This window comes from Actinomadura geliboluensis (assembly GCF_005889745.1).
Taxonomy (GTDB): domain Bacteria; phylum Actinomycetota; class Actinomycetes; order Streptosporangiales; family Streptosporangiaceae; genus Spirillospora; species Spirillospora geliboluensis.
Window position 1 is genome coordinate 1 of record NZ_VCKZ01000226.1, and the last position, 14981, is coordinate 14981.

Here is a 14981-nt window from a genome sequence, read left to right on the forward strand (position 1 = left end):
TGGTGGCGGAGTAGCCCTGGGAGGCGAACACCTCCGCGGCCGTGGCGAGCAGTTCCGCCCGCCGTTCCGCGCGGGCGGCGGCGGTGCCCTCGGCGTCGCGCCGTCGTGGACTCATCTTTTTCCTATGGTCGCCGTGGGAGATGCGGGGCAGCCAGTTCAGCCACGCCGGCAGGTACCAGTTCGCGCGTCCCAGCAGCGACATCACCGCGGGCAGCAGGACGACCCGGACGATCGTCGCGTCGATCAGGATGGCGACCGCGAGGCCGACGCCGAGCTGCTTGAAGTCCTGCATCGACAGCGTGCCGAAGATGCCGAACGTCGCGATCATGATGACGGCCGCGCTGGTCACGACGCCCGCGGTGGCGCGGACGCCCTCGTGCACGGCGCGGGTCGTGTCGAGCCCCCGGTCGTACGCCTCGCGGATCCGGGAGACGACGAACACGTGGTAGTCCATCGACAGGCCGAACAGGACGACGAAGACGAAGAGCGGGATCCAGGATTCGAGCGCCCCGGCGCCCGTCGTCCCGACGAGCGAGTCGCCCCAGCCGTGCTGGAAGACCGCCACCATCACCCCGTAGGCGGCGCCCACCGACAGCAGGTTCAGGACGATCGCGCTGGCGGCGATCAGCAGCGAGCGGAAGAAGACCAGCATCAGCAGGAAGGTGATGGCCATGACGAACAGGAAGACCGGCGCGATGCTCGACTTCAGCTGCCCGTTGTAGTCGGTCGACCATGCGAGCTGCCCGGTGACGGGCGCTTCGCCGACCTTGCCGACCGTCTCCGGGACGATCCGCTCCCGCAGCGTCTCCAGGGCGTGCTTCGAGGTCGCGTCCGAGCCCGTCCCGGCGAGCGGCACCTCGATCTCGGCGACGTTCGCGCGGTCGTGGACGGTGACGTCGATCGGCTCGTTCAGCTCGCCGGACGCGGCCGCCCGCCGCTTCAGGTCGTCGATCGCCCGCGTGACCTGCGGCGCGTTGATGTCGCGGGCCTTCAGCACGACGACCGCGGGCTCCGGGTTGCCGGGGAACGCCTCGTTCAGCCGCGTGTAGGTCTGCGCGATCTCCTCGCCGGGCGGGATCTGCTGGTCGATGCGCAGCCGCTCGGTCTTCATGCCGAGCGCGGGCGCGGCCAGGGCGAGCAGCAGCCCGGCCGACAGCAGCGCGGCGATGCCGGGGCGGGCCAGCACGGGCCTCAGCAGCGTCCCGACCACGCCGGCGCGCTCCTCACGGCGGCGCCGGGGCAGCCGGACGCGGCCGAAGTCGACCTTGTCGCCGAGCAGGGACAGCAGCGCGGGCAGGACGGTCACCGAGCCGAGCATCGCGATGAGGACCACGAGGATCGTCGCGATCGCGAACCCCTTGAAGAGCAGCAGACCGGACAGGAACATCCCGGACATCGCGACCATCACGGTGATGCCGGAGACGAGCACGGAGCGGCCGGAGGTCGCGGCGGCGATCGCCAGGGCGGTCTCCCGGTCGCGGCCCTTGCGGCGCTCCTCGCGCTCGCGCTGCAGGTAGAACAGGCAGTAGTCGACGCCGACGGCGAGGCCCATCAGCAGCATCACCGAGTTCGTCGTCTGGTCGACGTGCAGCGCGTGGCTGACCACCGCGAGGACGCCGCCGGCGGCGAGGAACGCGGTGAACGCCAGGACGACGGGCAGCACGGCGGCGAGCAGCGCCCCGAACGCGACCAGCAGGATGCCGAGCGCGAGCGGCACCGCCGTCAGCTCGGCGCGCTTGAAGTCGGCGCCGAGGGCGTCGTCGAACCAGGCGTCGGCGGTGGCGCCGCCGAACTGCCCCATCCGCACGGACGGGTTGCCGCGCTCGGCCTTCGCCACCGCGTCCCGCACCGCGGGCAGCGGGTCGTCCGGTGCCTCCTTCAGCGTGAACTGGACGATCACGTGGCGCCCGTCCTTGGCCACCACGTCCGGGCGCAGATCGGTGATCAGGCCCGTGGCCTGGACGTTCGCCCGCACGTCCGCCACCGCCCGGCGCATCTCCGGCGAGGCCGCGGGGGCGCCGTAGAGCAGCACCGTCTCCCGGTCCGGGTCCTCGATGCCGGCCTCCGCGACGATCTGCGCGGCCCGCGCCGACTGCCCGACGCCCTGCTCGTGGTCCGCCATCGTGATCTGGCCGGCCGCGCCGCCCAGCACCGAGGCCAGCACGACGAACAGCAGCCAGCCGAGGACGGCCGTCACGCGGTGCCGCGCGCTCCAGCCGCCGAGCGCGGCGGCGAGGTTTCGCTTCATGGGGGTTCCCCTGGTTAGGTCGTCTGCGGGGTGACACCCATTGACGCTAGGAAGCGCGCATCCGGCGGGACATGGCTCTAAACGGCGTTCCGGGGTGGAGGTAGGTACACCCCAGGTTCGGTGTGCGGGCACACTGTGGACGTGGGTGCTCGCCAGAAGACTGGACTCCAGATGGCAGGTGAGCCTTGGAGGATCCAGTGAGCGGTGAATTGGTGAAGGAAACACGACTGCTGCGCCATGCGAGGGCGCCCTGGCGCGGGCTGGCGCTGTGGATGCTGGCCGTGCCGGCGACGCTCGCCGGGCTCTGGTTCCTCACGGTCATCTCGATGATCACGAGCTTCATCGGGGTGCTGCTGTTCCCGTCCGCGACGATGCTCATGCGCACCCAGCTCGACGCCTACCGCGAGCGCATCAACAAGTGGACGGACGCCCGGATCGAGCGTCCGTACCTGCCCGAGCCGGAGCAGGAGCCCGGCCTGCACGGGATGTTCAAGCGGTTCATCGCGCTGATCTCCGACCCGGCCACCTGGCGCGACTACCTGTGGGTCGTCACCGACCCGTTCGTGGCGCTGTTCACCGCGGCGCTGCCCGGCCTGCTGATCATCTACGGGCTCTGGGGGTACCTGCTCGCCGCGTTCGCCGGGGACATGATCGGCCACTACGGCGGCAGCGACTGGTACGCCTACGTCCACATCACCGAGGGGTACGGCCGCGAGCCCGGCCGCGTCCTGTCCACCGTGGTCGTCGCCACCGCCTGCATCGCCCTCGGGTACGCGATCGGGCCGAAGATGATGACCGTGTACGGGCGCTGGGGCCGGACGATCCTCGGGCCGACGAAGAAGTCGCAGCTGGCGCTGCGCGTCCAGCACCTCACCGAGACCCGGTCGGAGGCCGTGGACGCGTCCGCCGCCGAGCTGCGCCGCATCGAGCGCGACCTGCACGACGGCGCGCAGGCCCGGCTCGTCGCGATGGGCATGACGCTGGGCGCCATCGAGCACCTCCTCGACAAGGACCCGGAGAAGGCGCGGCTGCTGCTCGCCGAGACCCGCGCGTCGTCGGCGAAGGCGCTGCACGAGCTGCGCGACCTGGTGCGCGGCATCCACCCGCCGGTGCTCGCCGACCGCGGCCTCGGCGACGCGGTGAAGGCGCTCGCGCTGGACCACCCGATGCGCGTCGAGGTCGAGGCCGACCTGCCCGGACGGGCCGAGCCGCCGGTCGAGTCCGCCGCCTACTTCGCGGTGTCGGAGATCCTCACCAACGCCGCCAAGCACGCCGGCGCGTCCCGCGTCTGGATCGACCTGCGCTACGAGGGCGGGATGCTCCGCATCACGGTCACCGACGACGGGCGCGGCGGCGCCACCCTCGACGGCGGGACCGGGCTGCGCGGCATCGAGCGGCGCATCGGTACATTCGACGGCGTCCTCGCCCTCAGCTCGCCCGTGGGCGGCCCGACGATCGTGACGCTGGAGCTGCCGTGCGCGTTGTCCTCGCCGAAGACCTCGCCCTTCTGAGGGAGGGCCTGGTCAGCCTGCTGGAGACGCACGACTTCGAGATCGCCGCCGCCGTCGACAACGGCCCGTCGCTCCTGAAGGCACTGCTCGACCACCGCCCGGACGTGGCGGTGGTCGACGTGCGCCTGCCGCCGTCCTTCACCGACGAGGGCCTGCAGGCCGCGCTGGAGGCCCGCCGCCGGGTGCCGGGCCTGCCGGTGCTGGTGCTGTCGCAGTACGTCGAGCAGCTCTACGCCCGGGAGCTGCTCGCGGACGGCACCGGCGCCATCGGCTACCTGCTGAAGGACCGGGTGTTCGACGCGGCCCAGTTCGTGGACGCGGTCCGCCGGGTCGCGGCGGGCGGCACCGCGATGGACCCCGAGGTCATCTCCCGGCTCGTCGCGTCCAACACCCGCGACACCCCGCTGAGCCGGCTCACCCCGCGCGAGACCGAGGTGCTGGAGCTGATGGCGCAGGGGCGCTCCAACGCCGCGATCGCGGAGCGGCTCGTCGTCACCGAGCGGGCCGTCACCAAGCACACCGCCAACATCTTCACCAAGCTCGACCTGCCGGTGACCGGCGACGACAACCGCCGCGTCCTCGCCGTCCTCGCCTATCTGAACAAGTAGGGGGCGTTCTCCGCGCCCCGCCGGGGCCGTACCGGGTGGCATAGTCTGCTCCGCGAGACGGCCCCGGGAGGGCGCGATGACGGTGGTTCTGGTCCTGCTGTGCCTGGCGATCGCCGGGCGGGAGCTGTATCTGGCGTTCGAGCGCCGGCATTCCCCGGGCGCGCCGGAGATCGCCGACATCCGCACCCAGCTCCGCGCGCTCAAGGGCACCCGGGACGAGCTGGAGGGGTTCCGCGCCTCGCAGCGGGAGCGGCTCGACCGGCTCACCGCCGAGCAGGACCGCGACCGGGAGGCGCTCGGCGCCGCCGACACCCGGATCCGGTCGCTGATCTCGCAGATCAACGACCGGCTGCTGCCGGACGTCACCGCGCGGCTGAAGCAGCAGCGCGACGCCGCCGCCGAGCAGCGCGACGCCCTCGACCGGCTCGCCGCCGAGGTCGCGGTGCTGCGCGCGCACCTCGTCGGGCGGCTCGACCAGGCCGTGGCCGCCTCCCTCGGCGCCGAGCCCGCCGAGCTGGTCGCCGGGGCGCTCACCGCCGACCCGCCCGACGCGAGGCCCGCGCTGGCCGGCCCCTACGAGCGGTTCGCCGAGCAGTACGGGCTGCGCGTCGAGCTGACCGACCGCGACCGCTACTACCTGTCCGGGCGCAGCCCGCGCGCGCTGGAGCGCGACTTCGTCGACCTCGTCGCCGCGCTGCGCGAGGACTGCCCGGAGACCACCGGCAAGGCCCGCGGCCTGCTGGGCGCGCTGCGCGGCGTCGACCGGGGCGGCGCGCAGATCGGGCCGCTCCTGATCGTCCGGACGCCGGACGCGCTCGTGTGCGGGGTCGTGCCGCTCGCCGAGCTGCGCCGCCCCGAGGGCGCCGTGCCGCTGGACGACCCGTCCGGCGCGGCGCGGCGCCTGCACCGGCTGCCGGAGGGCCGGTTCTGCGACCTGTCGGGCTGGTCCGCCGGCGCTCCGGCCGGGCTCAGCGAGTAGGGGCCGTCCAGGTGAACGCGGGCGCGCGGCGCTCCAGGAACGCGGCGATGCCCTCCTCGACCTCGCCGCTCGCCGCGACCTCCGCCAGCCACCGGTCCGTCCTCTCCCGGACGGGCCCGGCGGCGGCGATCGCGTCCACGATGTCCTTGGTGGCCTGCTGGGTGAGCAGCGACCGGGACGCGAGCGTCGCGGTGAACGCGGCGACCCGGTCGCGCAGGCCGCCCGCCGGGACGACCTCGTCCAGCAGCCCGATCCGCAGCGCGTGCCCGGTGCCGACGAGGTCGGCGGAGAACAGCAGGTACTTCGCGGCGGCCGGCCCGACGAGCCGGACCAGCCGCGCCGTCGCGCCCGCCGGGTAGACGATGCCGAGCTTGGCCGGGGTGATCCCGAACCGGGCGTCCTCGGCGGCGAAGCGCAGGTCGCAGGCCGCCGCGAGCTGGCAGCCGCCGCCCACGCAGTACCCCTCGATCGCGGCCAGCGTCGGCTTCGGGAACGCGGCGAGCGCCCGCTCGGCGACCGTCGACAGGTGCGAGTCGTCGTCGCGGTGGATGTCGTTCAGCTCGGCGATGTCGGCGCCCGCGCAGAAGTTCCCGCCCGCGCCCGTCAGCACCACGACCCGGACGGCCGGGTCCTTCGCGAGGGTCTCCAGGATGCCGGGCAGGGCCCGCCACATGTCCGCCGACATGGCGTTCCGCTTGGCCGGCCGGTCGATGGTGATCGTCCCGACGCCCTCGGCGACCTCGAAGTCAAGCCCGGCGGCCATGGTCCTCCCTCGCCCGGACGCCCCGCCCGGATGTCGTCGCGCCTCGACCCGGCTCATCGTACGGAGCGCGCGGCGCCCGGACGATCCCGGGGCGGCCGGTCCCGGCCGCGGACCGGAGCGCCGTCCGGGAACCTCAGGGCCGCTCGGGGAGTCATACGGTGCAATTGGCCGCCTCTGCCGTCGGGGGACGCGTACGGGCGGCCGCCGGCGGCGCCGCACGGCGCCGCCGCACCGGTACAGGGGGCTCGACCTTCATGAGGAAAATCGGCGGCGATCGGGGAATGCGCAACCCGCGTCGCGTGCTGTACTGTCAAGGCAGTGCCTTCGGATTCCGTGAATCGCCTCGAAGGCCCTCTCTTCCCCGCCCGGGCCATCTGAGCGCCCGGTGATCCTCCCGGTTCGGCGCGCGCACCTCGGCGTTCCGGACCGCCGCACAAGGGAGCCGACGTCAGCCCGGTGAACCGAGCTGCATCTCTCGCATTCCTCTCGCGTACGCGCCGCGGGTTCCGCCGCCGTACCCGGGAAACGACTCCAGGCGGCGCGGACCGCTCCGCGCGAGCCTGAGAAGGGACCCGCATGTCCACTTCCACCCTCACCTCCGAACCCGCGACCGGGCACACCGCCGCCGGTCGCCGGTCGCAGGCGCACACCGTGCCCGCGCAGAACGCCCGCAAGGGCGGCCAGCAGGCGCGGCGCACCGCCGACGACGGGCCCGCCGTCCCGTTCCACGGCCTCCTCGCCGTCCAGGACAAGCACGCCTTCGTCCGCACCTCCGGCTACCTCGCCGGGCCGGACGACGTGCACGTCTCCCTCGCCCAGGTCAAGGCGCACCACCTGCGCCCCGGCGACGTCGTCGCGGGCACCGCGAAGGCGCCGAAGTCCGGCCGGGAGAAGTTCGGCTCGCTCGCCCGCGTCGAGACCGTGAACGGCCTCCCGGCGGCCGAGGCCGCGAACCGCCCCGAGTTCGGCAAGCTCACCCCCCTGTTCCCGGACGAGCGGCTCCGCCTCGACACCGGCCCGCTCGCCACCCGCGTCATCGACCTGGTCGCGCCGATCGGCAAGGGCCAGCGCGGGCTCATCGTGTCGCCGCCGAAGGTCGGCAAGACGATGGTCCTGCAGGCCGTCGCGAACGCGATCGCGCAGAACAACCCCGAAGTGCACCTCATGGTCGTGCTCATCGACGAGCGGCCGGAAGAGGTCACCGACCTGCAGCGGACCGTGCGCGGCGAGGTCGTCCACTCGACGTTCGACCGTCCCGCGCAGGACCACACCGCGCTCGCCGAGCTCGCCGTCGAGCGGGCCAAGCGGCTCGTCGAGCAGGGCCACGACGTGGTCATGCTGCTCGACTCGATCACCCGGCTCGGCCGCGCCTACAACCTCGCGGCGCCCTCCAGCAGCCGGATCCTCGCCGGCGGTGTCGCGACGACCGCGATCTACCCGCCGAAGAAGTTCTTCGGCGCCGCCCGCAACATCGAGAACGGCGGCTCGCTGACGATCCTCGCGACCGCGCTCGTGGAGACGGGGTCCCGCATGGACGACGTCTTCTTCGAGGAGTACAAGGGCACCGGCAACATGGAGCTGAAGCTCGACCGGGGCCTCGCCGACCGCCGCGTCTTCCCCGCCGTCGACATCGAGGCGTCCGGCACGCGCCGCGACGAGCTGCTGATGTCCCCCGAGGAGCTCGCGCTCTCCTGGCGGCTGCGCCGCGCCCTGCAGGGGCTGGAGAAGCAGCAGGCCGTCGAGCAGCTCCTGGAGAAGATGAAGGGCACCTCGTCCAACGCCGAGTTCCTGCTCCGCCTCCAGCAGACCACCTGAGCCGCCGCCCCGGACTCGGAACGGAGGAGACCCCTCAGTCGCGCTCCTGCGCCTTCTCCTGCTTCTGGTGCTTCTTCGGCTTCTCCGGCCTGAACGACTCCAGGATCCGGTCGTAGAGCCGCTGGCCCGGCGTCCAGTCGGGATCGGGCGCGGAGAAGCAGAACTCGTACCCGGCCGCCCGGCTGCACAGCACGTGCCTGACGCCGTCGCCCGTGCCCGACCGCCAGGTGAACTCCCATTCGGCGCCGCCCGCGGCGACCTCGGGGGCGGGTTCCAGCCGCAGCCTGCGGTAGCCCGGGAAGCGGTGCTCCCCCACCGCCCGGTGCTCCTCGGCGCGCAGCCCCGCGAGCGGATCGCCCGGTGCCGGGGAGATGCGCAGGCCCCGTCCCGCCCCGGCGTCCTTCCAGGTCATCACGGCGCCGCTGCGCTCGGACTGCCAGCCCGCCGGCACCCGCACCGAGTAGGCGCCCGTCTCATGGTACTTCGCGGTCTTGGCGGTCACGCCCGCCGCCGGCCGCAGCGCCACCGCGTCGCTCTTGCCGATCGACGTCCAGCGGGCCGCCCAGGTGCCCGTGCCCGCCGCGAGGACGGCCAGCACCGCGACCCCGGCGACCGCCCCCGGCCGGAGCCGCCGCCCCCGGAACGACGGGGTCTTGAACGGGGTCTTGAACCGCGGAGTCTTGAACCGCGGAGTCTTGAACCACCGGCGGGAACGCGGCGAACCGCACGGCGCCTTCCCGCTGCGTAGCGTCCACGGGACGCGCGGCCCGCGGAGGGCCCGCCGCGCGGCCGGGACGCGCACCCGCTCGGGGCGCGGCGCCCGCGTGATGCCCGGCTCCGGGAGGTCGGCGACGACGTCCCGCAGCAGCTCCGCCGTGGCCTCGGCGGTCAGCCGCTCCTCCGGCCGCTGCCGCAGCAGCCCCTCGATGACGGGGGTCAGGGGGCCCGCCCGCGCCGGGCGCGCGTAGTCGCCCAGCATCACCGCCATCATCGACGCGAGGGCGTGGCAGCGCAGGAACGGGGCGAAACCCTCGACCGCCATGTAGAGCGTCGCGCCGAGCGACCACAGGTCGGACGCGGGCACGCTCAACTGCCCGTCGATGCGCTCCGGCGGAAGATAAGCGGGAGATCCCTCAATGCCCGCGGGCATTGTGTCGGCCAGCTCCCGGCCATTGTCCATTTGGACGGCGAGCCCGAAGTCGCTGAGCAGAACGCGGCCGTCGTCGCAGAGCAGCACATTGCTCGGCTTCACGTCGCGGTGCAGGATGCCCGCCTCGTGCGACGCCCGCAGCACCGACAGCACGGCGGCGCCGATCTGCGCCGTCCGCCGCACGCTCAGCGGGCCGTCCTCGATGACCAGCCGGTTCAGCGAGCACCCCGCCAGGAACTCCATGACGATCCAGGGCCGGCCGTCCTCCACGATCAGGTCGTGCACGGCGATCACACCGGGATGCCGCAGCGCGGCCGTCGCGCGCGCCTCCTGCAGCAGCCGCCGGCACAGCACCCTGCGCTCGCTCTGCGTGATGCGCGCCGGCAGGTGCACCTCCTTGACGGCCACGTCCCGGTCGAGCATCTCGTCGTAGGCGCGCCACACGGTGCCCATGCCGCCCCTGCCGACCACAGAGAGCAGGCGATACCGCCGCGCGAGCGGTATCGGCCGATCCCCATTCATGACGTGGTTATTCGCCGGAACGCGCTCAAGGCACGCTCCCTCGGCATCAATTGTTTTTTGACCGCGGTCCGGCGAGAAAAGCGCGCGCGGCCGTGGTATAACCGCGCGGGCCGCATTTACCGGCGCGGTGCCGTCAGCCGAGGACGGTGCGCGCCCACTTGTAGTCGGACTTGCCCACGGCCGTGCGCTGCACCTCGTCCACCAGGGTGATCTGGCGCGGGAGCTTGTAGCCGGCGAGCCGGCCCCGGCAGTGCTCGGTGAGCTGCTCCAGCGTGACGGTCGTGCCGGGGCGGGGCGCGACGACGGCGGCGACGCGCTGCCCGAACCGCTCGTCGGGCAGGCCGACGACGACCGCGTCGTACACGTCCGGGTGGTCCTTCAGCGCGACCTCGACCTCCTCCGGGTAGACCTTCTCCCCGCCCGTGTTGATCACGAGGGAGCCGCGCCCGAGCAGGGTGATCGTCCCGTCCTCCTCCAGGCTCGCGAAGTCGCCGGGGATCGACCAGCGGGTGCCGTCGGCGGCGGTGAAGAACGTCGACGCCGTCTTCTCCGGGTCGTTGTAGTAGCCGAGCGGGATGTGGCCGCTGCGCGCGAGCCTGCCGATCTCGCCGGGCTTGACCACGTTCAGGTCGTCGTCCAGGACGGTGATGCCCGGCTTCATCATGAAGCGGGCCGTCCCCTCCTTGGAGTCGACGGACGGGCCGCAGGCACCGGTCTCCGAGGCGCCGTAGTTGTCGAGGAACATGATGGTCGGCAGGTGCTCCCGGAGGGCCTGCTTGGCGCCCTCGGTGAGCGGCGCGCCGCCGGACGCGATCGCGATCAGCGACGACGTGTCGTACCCGCCGCCCGCCAGCGCCTTCGCGACGGGCCGCGCCATGACGTCGCCGACCAGCATCAGCACGTTCGCCTTCTCCTCGGCGAGGAGCCGCAGCGCCTTGTCGGCGTCGAACGCGTGGTCGGTGTAGAGGACGACCTTGGCGCCGGTGAACAGCCCCATGTAGGCGACCCACTGGCCGGCGCCGTGCATGACGGGCGCGCAGTCGAGGACGGCCATCCCCGGCTGGTCGGCGTTGGCGGCCAGCTCCTCGGGGCTGCCGATGGGGTCGCCGAGGACGTTCCCGCCGCCGAGCGCGCCGAAGAAGATGTCCTCGCAGCGCCACTCGACGCCCTTCGGGTAGCCGGTGGTGCCGCCGGTGTACATGATGTAGCGGTCGTCGCTGGAGCGCTCGGGGAAGTCGTCGCTCGGGTCGGCCGCCGCCAGCGCCTCTTCGTACTCGACGGCGCCGGGGATCTCGTCCGCCGAGCCGTCCTCCAGGACGACGATGTGCCGCAGCGCGGGCAGTTCCCCGCGGATCTCCTCCACCTTCGCCAAGAGCGAACGCTCCCCGATGAGCGCGACCGAGTCCGAGTCGGCGAGCACGTGGCGCAGTTCGGCGGCCACGTAGCGGTAGTTCACCGGGATCGGCACGGCGCGGGTCTTGAACGCGCCGAGCATCGCCTCGATCCACTCGGCCCGGTTGTAGGCGAGGATCGCGACGTGCTCGCCGGGCCGCACCCCGGCCGCCTCCAGATGGTGCCCGACCCGGCTCGCACGCTCGCTGAGCTGCCGGTACGTCCGCCGCTCGGTCCCCGCCACGAGGGCCGGACGGTCCGGTCCGGCGGCGGCCAGGATCTCGATCAGGTCGGCCAGGTTGTAGCTACGCGCCATGCCACGTCCTCGCGGGAGTCGGGGTGGGACCGATCCCGATCCTGCTCGTGGACGGCGCGTGAACTCAATGCCTATTGGCGTCTGGTCCAATGAGATGAGTCACATCCCACACCGCCTGATCCGGCCACGCGCGGGGTCCTTACACGGCTCTTATCTGGGTACCGGCATGCTTGGCCGTAACGATTCAGTATCAGACGGGGGTAGTGGTGAGCGCAGGCGCGATGGCGTGGACCCCGCCGACGTGGGAGGAGATCGTCAGCGAGCACTCGACGCGGGTGTTCCGGCTGGCGTACCGGCTGACCGGCAACCGGCACGACGCCGAGGACCTGACCCAGGACGTCTTCATCCGGGTGTTCCGCTCGCTGTCGTCGTACAGCCCCGGCACGTTCGAGGGCTGGCTGCACCGGATCACGACGAACCTGTTCCTCGACCGCGCCCGGCGCAAGCAGCGCATCCGGTTCGACTCCCTCGCCGACGACGCCGCCGAGCGCCTGCAGGGCCGCGAGCCGTCGCCCGCGCAGGCCTACGACGACCGGCACCTCGACGCCGACATCCAGCGGGCGCTGGACTCCCTCGCCCCCGAGTACCGCGCGGCGGTCGTGCTGTGCGACATCGAGGGGCTCTCCTATGAGGAGATCGCCGCGACCCTCAACGTGAAGCTCGGCACCGTCCGCTCCCGCATCCACCGCGGCCGCGGCCAGCTCCGCGAGGCCCTGGAGCACCGCCGCCCCGCCGAGTGCGCGCAGTGACGAGCATCACTAGTGACCGCTGAGTAACTTCCGGCCTACCCTGCGGCCGTGGACATCGTCTTCGACCGCCGCGGCGACGGCCCGCCCCTCGTCCTGCTGCACGGCATCGGGCACCGCCGCCAGGGCTGGGCGCCCGTCATGGACCTGCTCGCCGCCGAACGCGACGTCATCGCCGTCGACCTGCCCGGCTTCGGCGACTCCCCGGCGCTCCCGCCCGGCACCCCCTACACCCTCGACACCGCCATCGACGCCCTCGCGGCGAGCTTCGCGAAGCTCGGCCTCGACCGGCCGCACGTCGCGGGCAACTCGCTCGGCGGCCTGTTCGCGCTCGAAGCCGCCGACCGCGGCCTCGCCAGCTCCGCCACCGCGCTGTCCCCGGCGGGCTTCTTCAACGCCCTCGAACTCCGCTACGGCATGTCGGTGCTGCGCGCCTCGCGCCTCGGCGCCCGCGTCCCGGAGACCTTCCTCACCCGCCTGGCCCGCTCGCCGCGCCGCCGCACGCTCATGTTCGGCATGATCTACGGCCGTCCCGACCTGATGGACATCGACGCGCTCACCGGCGACGCCCGCGCCATGCGCGACGCCCCGGGCTTCGAACCCACCCTCCGCGCCGGCCGCACCACCCGGTTCCGCGGCTCCTGCGCGGACGTCCCCGTGACCATCGCCTGGGGCACCAAGGACCGCCTACTGCTGCGCAGCCAGGCCGTCCGCGCCCAGCGCCGGCTTCCGAACGCCCGCTTCGTCTGGCTGGAGGGCTGCGGCCACGTCCCCATGGCGGACGACCCGCCCCTGGTGGCCAAGATCCTCCTGGAGGGCAGCGCCCACCCCCTGAAGGCCCAGTCCGCCGCCTGAGCCCTGGCACGGCCGAGCGGTCACCGCGCTCGCGCTTCTATTCTAGTACTAGGATAGAAGCCATGGCCGCCGAGTTGACGCCCGCCGAGCTGACCCTGCTCGGCCTGCTGATGGAGAAGCCGAGGCACGGCTACGAGCTGGACGAGGTCATCAGCACCCGCGGCATGCGCGAGTGGACGGAGATCGGGTTCAGCTCGATCTACTACCTGCTGACCCGGCTGCGCGACCGCGGGCTGATCGCCGAGATCGACGCGGAGCGGCCGGCGCGGGGCAAGGCGCGGCGGGTGTACGGGCCCACGGCCGAAGGGCGCCGGGCGTGCGCGCGGGCAGCGGAGGCGGCAGTGGCCGAACTCCGGCCGGTGTTCCCGCCCGTCCTGGTCGGCCTGGCCAACCAGCCGGTCATCCCGCCCGAGCGGCTGCGGGCCGCGCTCGACCGGCGGGCGGCGGCCCTCGCGGAGAAGGTCGCCGAGATCGCGGCGGCCCGCGACACCCAGCCGTGGATGCCCGGCTTCGCCCGCGCCGTCTTCGACTACACGCTCGGCCAACTGACCGCCGAACAGCAGTGGCTGGCCGCCTACCGGGCGGAACTGGCCGACGACCCCCGCCAGGAAGGCGACGGCCATGACCCGCTATGACATCAAGCGAGAGCTCAAGCAGTGCTACGCGCCGAGGAACCGCGACTGGGCTCTGGTGGACGTGCCCGCGCAGCGGTTCATCGCCGTCGACGGCAGCGGCGACCCGAACACCAGCGCCGCCTACGCCCGCGCCGTCGAGGCGCTCTACACCGTCGCTTACACGATCAAGTTCGCGAGCAAGCGCACCCTCGACCGGGACTTCGTCGTCGGACCGCTCGAAGGGCTGTGGTGGTCCGACCGCCCGGAGGTGTTCACCGCCCGGGACAAGGACGCCTGGCAATGGCGGATGCTCATCAGCCAGCCCGACTGGATCACCGAAGACTTCATCGACGACGCCAAACAGACCGCCCTGGCGAAGAAGGGCCTCCCCGCCATCGCCGACGTCCGCTACGAGCCCATGCACGAGGGCCTCTGCGCCCAAGTCCTGCACATCGGGCCGTACGACGACGAGGGCCCCATCCTCGCCGAGCTTCACGGGGAGTACCTCGCGGCCAACAACCTGCGCATGACCGGGCACCACCACGAGGTCTACCTCGGCGACCCGCGCCGGAGCGCACCCGCCAAGCTCAGGACCGTCCTCCGGCAGCCCGTCGAGCGGGCGGACTAGGTCGCCAGGACCGTCCCGAGGACGACGAGGGCGACGCTGAGCAGGCCGATCGAGGCGCGCAGCATCCCGGCGTTGCGCGCTCCACCGCGCACGCGGGCCGCCAGCGAGGCGTCGTCCGGGTGGGCCAGGGCGTCGCGACGCAGGCGGGTCATCCGGCGCGCCTGAAGGACGCCGAAGGTGAGCACGGCGACGAGGGCGGCGGCCAGCACGGCGGTCGCGGTGAGGGTGCCGTCCCAGGGGCGGTCGGCGACCAGGGCCGCGCCGCTGCCGAGGGCCAGCACCAGCGCGCCGGTCCCCACACCCAGGTAAAGCCGGCCCAACGCGCGGAAGAACGCGACCCGGTCACCGGGACCGAGCGTCCGGACGCTGACCCGCGCGACCACGCCGATCGCCACGAACCCGCCGACCCACACGGCCGAGGCGAGGACGAGGACGCAGGCGAGAACGACCTCGACTCCATGAGACATGTGCACCCGCCAGGCTTCCGCGCTGAGACCACCTATTTCTCACTTTTTTACAAGAACCACTGTGTAAATACAAGCCGGAAGCGGTGTGGCCCCGCTCGCTCTCCCGGAGCGAGCCGCGTTTTCGGACGGACGGGGCCGGGAGTTCCGGGATGGCCGTGAAGGCGGGGCGGAGTGGCCACATGTGGACTCCGACATACGGCACAAACAGGCACATATGTCTCATGGTCGGCCACAAGTGTGCACTTGCTAATGAGGAGGGCGCCGGGCCGGCGTGGCCCGGCACCCTTCTCGGGGGTGTGTCAGCCGGTCACCGGGAGGTCGCCGGTCACCGGGGTCGGGACCGGGGCCGGGCTGGACGGCGCCGACG

Annotated in this window: 12 protein-coding genes and 1 pseudogene; 8 read left to right on the forward strand and 5 right to left on the reverse strand. The window is 72.7% G+C overall.

What is annotated here, in order from left to right:
• Nucleotides 1-2248, reverse strand: a 2248-nt coding sequence (locus ETD96_RS26850; RefSeq protein WP_138639270.1) for an MMPL family transporter, incomplete at its 3' end; no start/stop codon positions are given.
• Between the two features lie 212 nt (nt 2249-2460).
• On the opposite strand from ETD96_RS26850, the gene ETD96_RS26855 reads away from it, so the two are divergent.
• The 3 genes from ETD96_RS26855 (at nt 2461) to ETD96_RS26865 (ending at nt 5346) form a co-directional block, all read left to right on the forward strand.
• Complete coding sequence (locus ETD96_RS26855; protein ID WP_240808256.1) at nt 2461-3759, forward strand: sensor histidine kinase; 1299 nt, start codon at nt 2461-2463, stop codon at nt 3757-3759.
• Nucleotides 3723-4367 carry a LuxR C-terminal-related transcriptional regulator gene (locus ETD96_RS26860; RefSeq protein ID WP_089328396.1) on the forward strand — a complete coding sequence of 215 codons (645 nt, stop codon included), beginning with the start codon at nt 3723-3725 and terminating at the stop codon, nt 4365-4367. The genes ETD96_RS26855 and ETD96_RS26860 overlap by 37 nt, the downstream gene beginning before the upstream one ends.
• Before the next feature lie 76 nt (nt 4368-4443).
• The gene (locus ETD96_RS26865; RefSeq protein ID WP_138639271.1) at nt 4444-5346 is read left to right on the forward strand and encodes a hypothetical protein; all 903 of its coding nucleotides are present in this window, start codon (nt 4444-4446) and stop codon (nt 5344-5346) included.
• Here the strand turns inward: ETD96_RS26865 and ETD96_RS26870 are convergent.
• The gene (locus ETD96_RS26870; RefSeq protein WP_138639272.1) at nt 5336-6109 is read right to left on the reverse strand and encodes an enoyl-CoA hydratase/isomerase family protein; all 774 of its coding nucleotides are present in this window, start codon (nt 6107-6109) and stop codon (nt 5336-5338) included. The genes ETD96_RS26865 and ETD96_RS26870 overlap by 11 nt on opposite strands.
• 669 nt (nt 6110-6778) lie before the next feature.
• Here ETD96_RS26870 and rho point away from each other — a divergent pair.
• Nucleotides 6779-7924 (forward strand): annotated as a pseudogene (gene rho / locus ETD96_RS26875) (transcription termination factor Rho); the annotation flags it as partial.
• A gap of 34 nt (nt 7925-7958) precedes the next feature.
• Here rho and ETD96_RS26880 read toward each other — a convergent pair.
• Together ETD96_RS26880 and ETD96_RS26885 are read right to left on the reverse strand one after the other, a co-directional pair.
• Nucleotides 7959-9596 carry a serine/threonine-protein kinase gene (locus ETD96_RS26880; protein WP_138639274.1) on the reverse strand — a complete coding sequence of 546 codons (1638 nt, stop codon included), beginning with the start codon at nt 9594-9596 and terminating at the stop codon, nt 7959-7961.
• A 133-nt stretch (nt 9597-9729) separates the two neighbouring features.
• A complete protein-coding gene (locus tag ETD96_RS26885) occupies nt 9730-11304 on the reverse strand; it encodes an acyl-CoA synthetase (RefSeq protein ID WP_138639275.1) in 1575 nt (524 codons plus the stop codon).
• Nucleotides 11305-11525: 221 nt separating this feature from the next.
• On the opposite strand from ETD96_RS26885, the gene sigE reads away from it, so the two are divergent.
• The 4 genes from sigE to ETD96_RS26905 all read left to right on the forward strand — a co-directional run bounded on the left by sigE (nt 11526) and on the right by ETD96_RS26905 (nt 14147).
• Entirely contained in the window at nt 11526-12053 is a 528-nt protein-coding gene (gene sigE, locus ETD96_RS26890) for an RNA polymerase sigma factor SigE (protein WP_138639281.1), read from the forward strand.
• Between the two features lie 48 nt (nt 12054-12101).
• On the forward strand, nt 12102-12905 hold the full coding sequence (locus tag ETD96_RS26895; protein WP_138639276.1) for an alpha/beta fold hydrolase: 804 nt from the start codon (nt 12102-12104) through the stop codon (nt 12903-12905).
• Nucleotides 12906-12967: 62 nt separating this feature from the next.
• Complete coding sequence (locus tag ETD96_RS26900) at nt 12968-13540, forward strand: PadR family transcriptional regulator (protein WP_138639277.1); 573 nt, start codon at nt 12968-12970, stop codon at nt 13538-13540.
• On the forward strand, nt 13527-14147 hold the full coding sequence (locus ETD96_RS26905; RefSeq protein WP_138639278.1) for a GyrI-like domain-containing protein: 621 nt from the start codon (nt 13527-13529) through the stop codon (nt 14145-14147). Before ETD96_RS26900 ends, ETD96_RS26905 begins: the two co-directional genes overlap by 14 nt.
• On the opposite strand, the gene ETD96_RS26910 is transcribed toward ETD96_RS26905, so the two are convergent.
• Nucleotides 14144-14614 carry a hypothetical protein gene (locus ETD96_RS26910; RefSeq protein WP_138639279.1) on the reverse strand — a complete coding sequence of 157 codons (471 nt, stop codon included), beginning with the start codon at nt 14612-14614 and terminating at the stop codon, nt 14144-14146. The two genes, ETD96_RS26905 and ETD96_RS26910, sit on opposite strands and share 4 nt — an antisense overlap.
• Nucleotides 14615-14981: the final 367 nt, after the last annotated feature.